The following is an 8,437-nucleotide window of genomic DNA, read 5'->3' on the forward strand; positions in this document are numbered from 1 at the left end:
CTGTCAGGCTGTGAAGAAGCAGGTGTTTTCTTTACAAGGTTTGCCACAGCGTCATTTATAGCCTTTACCATAGCGTCAACATCAGCCTGCTCTGTGATGTTCTTTGTTCTGTCGATAGCGGCAAGAGCCTTTTCGACTTCTGAGAAGTCCTCATAATCGTCTTTGTTGAGAGCCTTTGCGGCTTTCTCTGCCTTGTCAAGCTCTGTATAGTCTGCTGACTTGTAAACAAGTTCAAAAGCCTGTGTATGTGTTGCGATATCTGCTGAAATAGTTATTTCCTTGCTGAGAGGCTCGCAATCGTCAGCAGTTACCTCTACTGTGTAAGTGCCTGATGTAAGCATTGCAGTATTGCTTGTTATCTCTTTTCCGTCTACCTTTATTACAACATTTTTCAGGTCAGCAGGTGTTACTTCAAAATCAACTGCATATTCCTTAGTTGGCAGGACAGGCGTTTTTCCCTCAACATACTGATACTTTGCACCGCCAGCTGTCAACTCGTCATAAAATTCTTTTGTTGTCATATAGTCATATGCTTTAGCCTTGCCTGCTTCTTTATTTGAACCGCAAGCTTCAACATTTTCTGTTTCTGTGAAATAGTTGTTTTTAAAGTCAGTTGTAGACGAGGAATCCTTCCCCACTATTCCGCCGAAACGTGTATATGGCTTTTTGGCTGAGTACTGTGAAAGGTCAATTTCTCCTGCAAAATAGCAATCACTTACAGAACCGCCGGCTACTGAACCAACGATACCGCCTACATCTGTGGTTCCGTTGCCAACCGGCGTGAGTTTTCCTGTAACATAGCTGTTTATAACCTTGGAATCGCCATACAAACGTCCTACGATACCGCCGGCGTCTGGTGCAGCATATACCATATCGCCTGTGCTTGAACAATAGCGGACTTCCGTTCCAATCTGCGCATATCCAACTATACCGCCGACATAAACACTTTCGTTGTCGCCTGAGATAGTTATGTCTGCTGTGTTCTCACAATATTCAAAAGTTGTGCCGTATGCCTGACCTACCATGCCTATGAAGCCATAAACATATTTGCCGTTATTGTTGAACGATACGTTTGACACACAATCAGAAATAGTACAATCACCTGCAAATCCTGCAATAGTGCCATAAACAGTATATTCGTTATCAGTATTTGTCACATCCAGATTTCCCTCTATAGTCAGACCTGATACCTCTGCTTCCTCGATATCGCCAAAGAAACCGACCAACAAATCTTTACCATAAATAGACGTAAAATCAATGTTTGAAATAGTATGACCGTTTCCGTAGAATTTGCCGCTGAAACAATGTTCAATATAGCCGTTTTCATCGAAAACGTTTCCGATAGGCGTCCATACAACACCTGTCAAGTCAAGGTCATTTTCAAGAACAACAACTGCGTCCTTATTCTTGTCATAATCTCCGTTGTTTACCGCTTTTGAAAACGCCAACAGGTCGTCAACAGTTTTTATTACCGTCTTATTATCGTCTGCAAATGCCGTTGTCGGCACAAACAAAAGACAGCCCGTCACCAAAAGACTTAAAATTTTCTTTTTCATTCTAATTCCTCCATAATATTTTTCGTTGCTGATATTTCTTTTTTACTCAGAACATAATTTTACACGATTATTTTAACACAGACTACACACTTTGTCAATAAATTTAGCACAAACGGTCAAAAATCTGCACAAGCGGTAACAAAATAAATGAATAATGCTTGAATTTTGCTTTGATGTGTGTTATTATATATTAAGAAATCATGTATAAGAAAGGATTTTTACAGTATGAGAGTGGCATTGGTAGACGATAATAAAAACGACCTTGCACTTCTTCATGAATATATTTCCGAACAAACCGCTCACAGCTGTCAGATAGATACGTTTTCAAGCGGAGAAAGCTTTTTATCATGTTGGCAGATGGGAGCTTATGATCTGGTGGTGCTTGATATATTCATGGGGAAAATGACAGGGATAGAGGTCGCAGAAAAGCTTCGTGAAACAGACAAAAACGTGCATATCGCATTCGGCACTTCAAGCAACGAGTTTGCAAGCGAAAGCTACGACCTCAACGCCTGCTACTATCTTTGTAAGCCCTTTCAGGCTGACAAAGTAAAAGCAATGCTCGACCGGATCGGTTCTGATGAAATTGATCGTATGCGTTCAGTTAAGCTTCCCGACGGTCAGAACGTGATACTCAGAAATGTTATCTACATAGACTGTGCGTCACATATCGTGACAATCCATTGCACAGACGGTGAAAGCATAGTTTCAAGAAATTCTTTCGCTGAGATCGAGAGCATTTTTTGCAGTCATTCATACTTTTACACCTCCACCAAAGGCGTCATCGTGAATTTCTATGAGATAGCCCAGCAAAAAAGCGACCTTTTCATAATGAGCGACGGCACACATATCCCCATAAGCCGCCGAAAATCCAGAGAAACATTAGACGCCTTCGCTCAGTTTCGCTTCAGTGATCTGCGAAAAGGCGGTGAGCAGTAATGCCTCCTTTATACCGCCTTGTGGAAGTGGGCATATATTCCCTTCTGAATTTTCTGCCACTTATGGTGCTTGCCCTTTATCCCTTCCGGCATAGGCTTCGCTTTTCCAAAACAGCTACTGTGGGACTTGTTGTGGCTCTTTCACTGGTGCAGATCTTCTTAGGCTGGCAGGCGGCATTTTTCAGCACAAATGCAGGTCTGCTAAGTGCAGTCAGCACCCTGCTCTATGCGGCTTTTTACTTTTTCGCTGTGAAGGTCAAGGTCGGCAAAACAGGCTTCACACTGCTTCTGCTTTCAAATAACGCAAGCTTTATCGTCATTACCTCAAAGTGTCTGGAGGGCATTCTGTTCCCGTCACTTGCCTATGAGTCATACCGCTGGTCGTTTTCCCTTTGTATGCTTATGACAGAAGCCGTGGTATGGGGGCCGCTTTTTATCTACATGAAAAAGGTCTACACACCTGCGGTGGAAAGAGAGCCGTCAGGTCTGGAGTGGCGCTATCTTTGGCTTATCCCATTTACGTTCTATATAATATGGTACTATACTCTCTACGGCAACTCTACGAAAAGCAGCTTAGAGCTTGCTCTGGAGCCAAAGAACACCATAGCTCTGTTCTTTATAAATGCAGGAGCGTTTCTGGTGTATTACATCGTGGCACTGCTGGTCAGCGAACAGCAGAAAAATCTGCGGCTTCAGGAAAATAACCACCTGCTTGAAATGCAGAACCTGCAATATGACTATTTGCAGGATAAGATAAAAGAAACAAGACGCTATAAGCATGATGTCAGACATCATATCGCTCTTATGCAGGAGCTTCTGAAAAAGGGCGAATACGATAAGCTTTCGGAATATCTCAATTCTTTCAGGGATTCTATGCCCGATATATCAGAACACATTTACTGCAAAAACACATCTGTAAGCGCACTTCTTGCATATTTTGCTCAAATAGCGGAAAGCAGCGGCATTGAATACAAGGTGAGTGCTGACATCCCAGATGACATAAAAATAGACATAACCGACCTCTCTGTGCTTTTCGGAAATCTTATCGAAAATGCCATTCACGGCTGCGTGTCTGACAGTGCAAAGAATAAAAAAATAATAATCAGAGCAAAGGCTGACATCTATTCCCTTTGCCTAGCGGTGGACAACACCTTCACCGGAACTATACTCACCGACCCAGAAGGCGGTTTCCTTTCCTCAAAACGCAATGGCAAAGGGATCGGCACAGAGTCTGTCAAGAACATTGCCGCCAAATACAATGGCGTAGCTAAATTTGAATACGGTGACGGAATGTTTTACGCTTCCGTAATGCTGAACATATGAAAAAGGCGGAAAGCTCGCAAAGAGCCTCCGCTTTTTCTATTATATATAGTATATCCGTTTTGCTGTTCTTAATTGTCGCTTATATCACACACTGCCACGCTTGTAACAGGGTCAATGTCAGAGATGTCAACGCCGTATTGATATGGGTTGAGTTCAAAAGTCTCGCTGTCCGTCTGAGCCTGCATTCTTTTATATGTTTCATCAAGCTGTTCGTCAGTGAGGTCAAAGCCGAACCACCATGTTCTGCCGTTTATTGTCGCTGATACGATTCGGTTTCTGTCTGTATTTGAAAGATACATAAGTGGCTTTTCACCCAGAGCGTTGCAAAGCTCGTTGTATGTCATGCCCACATAGATATTCTTTGTGATGTATGCACCATTGTAAAGCTCCACCCTTGTGACAGGCAGGCTTTCGTCAACATAGCCCTTGCCTGTTTCGGTATTCAAAGCCGCCCTGCCGAAGTGATACTGCGGAAAAGCCGAGCACTGATACATAGAATCATAGCCGTTTTGAACGAATGTTGGATAAACAAACTCATAGTTGTTGTCTGCCATTTTGAGCATATCCCCCACTGTATTTGAAAACAGCTCCTCGCCTGGTTTGTCTGCACTTGGGAGGACAGCGCTTGTATTTTCGCCTTGCGTATCTGTAACAGGAGTATCGGTTTGCACAGGTGCAGGTGCAGTTGTCACGGCGGTGTCTGTTACCTTTTCAGGCTCGCTTGACGGCTCAGATATGCTGTCTGTTTCAGCTTTTGACGAACTGATTTCAGGTATCTTCTCTGATGAAGCGTCTGCCATACTGCTGTCAGAAAGGTCAAGGCTATCGTCATTTAAGCTGTCTGAAACACTGCTGTCATCGTGAACGCCGAAGCCGTTGTTGTTCACTCCACGGAGAGCCAATGGTATGCTCACTGCCACCACCACAGCCGCCGCAGTTCCCACTATCTTTATAGCAGCGGAAGAGGTTTTCAACGCTGTAACAGGTGAAGCCGCTGTCATTGCATACTTTTTCGGCAGAGCCGCTCTCATCATTGCGCTCATAGGCACAGCCGCAAATGCGCCGCCCTCAAAGATACGCTCTATCTCTTTCTTTATCTTTGCCCTCGCCTTAAAAAGCTTCTGCTTGGCGGCATTCTCGCTTATCTCCAAAATCTCGGACACTTTTTTCAGCGGCATGCCGTCATAATAATAAAGTATCACCGCCGACCTCTGCTCAGGCTTCAGCCCCTCTATGACCTTTTTCAGACAGCGTTTAAGCTCCTTGCTATCGGCATAATCCTCAGGGAGCATAACAGTATCGTCAGCATGGATATCCTCGCTGAGGTTTTCGTCATCAAGGCTTATGTTATCCTCTCTGCCCTTTTGTCTGAAATACATTCTGCACTTGTTGAAAGCGATAGAGTGAAGCCACGTTTCATAATGCTCAGGCTCTTTCAGCGACCCTATCCCCTCCATTGAAGCCAAAAAGCTGTCCTCGGAGATATCCTCTGCGGTATGCTTATCCCCAACGTTTTTCAGCACGAAGAAATAAAGCTTCTCGTGGAACTCTTTGTACAGCTTCTCAAAAGCTGTCTTTTCACCATTTTGAGCCTTTTCTACAACGGCTCTCAATTCATTCTTGTTCATTCACATATCCCTCCAAGACAAGTATGCGTATCAACCTTTTCATCTGCGCCTCTGCCTCATCGTCTGTCTGACGAGTTTCCTCGTTCATGGACCTTAGGACAAAGGCGATGACATCTCCAAGCTTTGCATTTTTCATTTTTATCTCCGTTTCATGCTCTCTCGTTTTTGCCCTTTCATATACTTAGTTGCAGTTATCCCGATATGGTTATCATAACATCACACTTTTGTATATCTGCACAAAAACGCACCCCACAGCCTATGAAAAATACACAACCTTATGACGCATACTGTCTTAATACTCATTATACTATATTTATGTATATTAAGCAACTATTTTTCAAAACTTGCCATAATAGATAATTCACATATCATTAATAAAATGCTTCTTGTATCTCTTGTGCAATATGCTATAATCTAGTTGAAAATACGGAAAGAATTCCGTATAAAGTTAATAAATCAAACAAATCGGAGGTAATTCATTATGATGGGAAGACTCAGAGCAATGCGTGAGCCGCTCAAATATGTTCAGGGCAGAGATGCTACACTTAAGTTTCATGAAGAAATGGGCTATATGGGCAAAAGGTGGCTGTTTGTATGTTCAAACAGTGGCTACAAAGCCTGTCATGACAAGATAGAGAAAAGCTTTGGCGAACTTGACGATTACAGACGCTATGAAGTATTTGGTGGTATATCAAGCAAGGGCGAGATAGCCAAAATGGAAGAGATAGTAAAGGCTGACAACATCGACACAGTAGTTGCAGTTGGCGGCGGAAGCGCAGTTGATACTGCAAAAGCTACAGCATACTACACAGGCAAGCACATTGTTATCGTGCCTACAGTTGCGGCAACAGATGCGCCATGTACAGGTCTGTCAGTAATATACAATGATGACCACAGCTTTGACAAATATCTTTTCTATCCTACCAATCCAGACGCAGTAATGGTAGACACAACAGTTATCGCAAACGCACCTGTAAAGTTCCTTATTGCAGGCATGGGCGATGCACTTGGTACATATTTTGAGGGCAGAGCTTCCATAAGAACAGAGTCCGCAAGCCTTGAAGGCACAGGCATCACAAGAGCAGGACAGGCACTTGCAAGACTTTGCTATGACACGCTGAAAACATATGGCAAGCAGGCAGTTGAGGCTTGCAAGGTACACGCAGTTACACCTGCTCTTGAAGCTATCTGCGAGGCTAACGTATATCTTTCAGGTGTTGGAGCAGACAACGTAAACTGTGCGGCTGCACACTCGTTCTACAATGGCGTAACATCATTGGGAATCAAGCACGCAGACCACGGCTGTTGTGTAGCCCTTGGTACACTGGTTCAGCTTGTACTTGAGGGTGCGCCAAAGGAAGAGTTTGAAGAGGTACAGAACTTCTGCCTTGAAGTGGGACTTCCTGTCACACTTGAAGAGATCGGTGTAACTACACCTGAGCAGGTAGAAACTATCGCAAAGAACGCTTGTATTCCAGGCGAAACTATCCACAATCTTGCAGGCGACGTACAGCCTATCGAACTTTATGACGCTATCATGCAGGCAGACGCAATGGGCAAGATAGCACTGGGAAAATAAAGAATAGTATATATTTAAAATAATATTGCCACCCACGGCTGATTTAGCTGTGGGTGGTTTTCTGTGCGAAAAAAAACAGAGAAACCCGATCAATGGGTTTCTCTGTTTGGATCAACTTATTAAATCATAATATCTTAGTAAAGTATATCTTCCTGCGAAGCTCAGTTGTCTGCAACGTCCATAAGCTCAACAGCAATATCGTCAGACCCGGTATCATCTGCATCAGCCTGAATATCGTCCGGCTTATCGTCCTCTATGACAGCTCCTGTAAAATCAATACAAACATTCTCGCTTTTGCCAAAACGAGCCATTGTGAGCAGATCGGTGACAGTCGAGCGTGTGACATGAGCGCCTGTGAAATCCATCACCACATTTGCAGAATTATCCTCGCTGTTTTTGCTGTTGATCTCATCACGAAGCTGGTCAAAATTCGTATCCTCAAGGTCTGCATAAGCTGAAAACTTTTTTGGCGCATAGAGCGTTGCAACAGCGTGCATAGCAATGAATACAAACCTGAAATCTTCGCAATCAAAGGTTCTGAAAGGTATCTCAAAAAGCCTCAGCATACCCTCGTCGGTCTTTTTGCATAAAACAGGCTTATATCTGTTCTGAGCCAGATCATAGGTGTATCTGTCTTCGTAAGCTTCATCGGTTAAGCTACCGTCTGGCATAGGCACGATCTCAAAGCGAGAAGTTTCATTGCACGTATTACAATAGCCTCCGACTATCACAAATCTGAAAACATAGTCGGTATTTTTCTCAAGTTTTTTGTCACAGCATATCTGCGTCCAGTCCCAATTCCAGTTTCCAATAGAATAGGCAATAACGTTTTCGCCGTCCTCATCGGTCACAAAATATTTAGCTATGACATTGTTTTCGCAGGACTTATCTGCCTTAAAATCTCTAGGATCAAAATCTATTACTTTACCCATATTGTTTACCTCCGTAACATCCACGGTCGGCTTATGAGTATCCAACATTCTTATAGTACATTTTTCACAGTCGCTTGCATACTCTGCCCGACCGTTCTTAACAAGCCCCTTAGCCCTTTTGGGATAGGTGGCTCCGATTCGTTTTCCGTTTATGTCTGTAACAATAACATTTTTTTCTATGGGTATCTCCCCCTTGCACAGCAATATTAAATTAGTGCCTGTATTACACAGGCTTGCGTTTAGCTCCGACGCTGTTATTTTCTATGGGTGTCGTCCCCGGTCTTTGCTTAGGATAAGTTTAACAGACGTCCGGTCTTTTGTCAAGACTATATGCACCTTTTTGACATTACATACAATTGCGATCTTGCGGGCTTAGCACATATGCACAAGGGACATGAGTACATAAAATGCCCGTCACGGCGAGTGATTTCAAAATTTATCATAACGCAATTCTATCTCACCGGGAACAAAAAAATCCGTC

Annotated in this window: 7 protein-coding genes; 3 read left to right on the forward strand and 4 right to left on the reverse strand. The window is 43.4% G+C overall.

Going from position 1 to position 8,437, the window contains the following annotated elements:
* Positions 1–1,556, reverse strand: a 1,556-nt coding sequence (locus QVO88_RS00525; protein WP_288177661.1) for a GLUG motif-containing protein, incomplete at its 3' end; no start/stop codon positions are given.
* A gap of 225 nt (positions 1,557–1,781) precedes the next feature.
* Between QVO88_RS00525 and QVO88_RS00530 the strand changes: the two genes are divergently transcribed.
* Together QVO88_RS00530 and QVO88_RS00535 are read left to right on the forward strand one after the other, a co-directional pair.
* Positions 1,782–2,495: a LytTR family DNA-binding domain-containing protein gene (locus QVO88_RS00530; RefSeq protein ID WP_022286578.1), complete on the forward strand. Its 714-nt coding sequence runs from the start codon at positions 1,782–1,784 to the stop codon at positions 2,493–2,495.
* The gene (locus tag QVO88_RS00535) at positions 2,495–3,817 is read left to right on the forward strand and encodes a sensor histidine kinase (RefSeq protein ID WP_022286579.1); all 1,323 of its coding nucleotides are present in this window, start codon (positions 2,495–2,497) and stop codon (positions 3,815–3,817) included. Before QVO88_RS00530 ends, QVO88_RS00535 begins: the two co-directional genes overlap by 1 nt.
* 68 nt (positions 3,818–3,885) lie before the next feature.
* On the opposite strand, the gene QVO88_RS00540 is transcribed toward QVO88_RS00535, so the two are convergent.
* Entirely contained in the window at positions 3,886–5,445 is a 1,560-nt protein-coding gene (locus QVO88_RS00540) for an RNA polymerase sigma factor (RefSeq protein WP_022286580.1), read from the reverse strand.
* Positions 5,432–5,581, reverse strand: a complete 150-nt coding sequence (locus QVO88_RS00545) for a hypothetical protein (RefSeq protein WP_022286581.1) — start codon at positions 5,579–5,581, stop codon at positions 5,432–5,434. The genes QVO88_RS00540 and QVO88_RS00545 overlap by 14 nt, the downstream gene beginning before the upstream one ends.
* Positions 5,582–5,926: 345 nt before the next feature.
* On the opposite strand from QVO88_RS00545, the gene QVO88_RS00550 reads away from it, so the two are divergent.
* Positions 5,927–7,024, forward strand: a complete 1,098-nt coding sequence (locus QVO88_RS00550; protein ID WP_022286582.1) for a glycerol dehydrogenase — start codon at positions 5,927–5,929, stop codon at positions 7,022–7,024.
* Positions 7,025–7,185: 161 nt separating this feature from the next.
* Here QVO88_RS00550 and QVO88_RS00555 read toward each other — a convergent pair whose 3' ends face one another.
* Entirely contained in the window at positions 7,186–7,956 is a 771-nt protein-coding gene (locus tag QVO88_RS00555) for a hypothetical protein (protein WP_265291073.1), read from the reverse strand.
* Positions 7,957–8,437 lie beyond the last annotated feature (481 nt).

Source organism: Ruminococcus sp. CAG:57 (assembly GCF_000435935.1).
GTDB classification, from domain to species: Bacteria; Bacillota; Clostridia; order Oscillospirales; family Ruminococcaceae; genus Hominimerdicola; species Hominimerdicola aceti.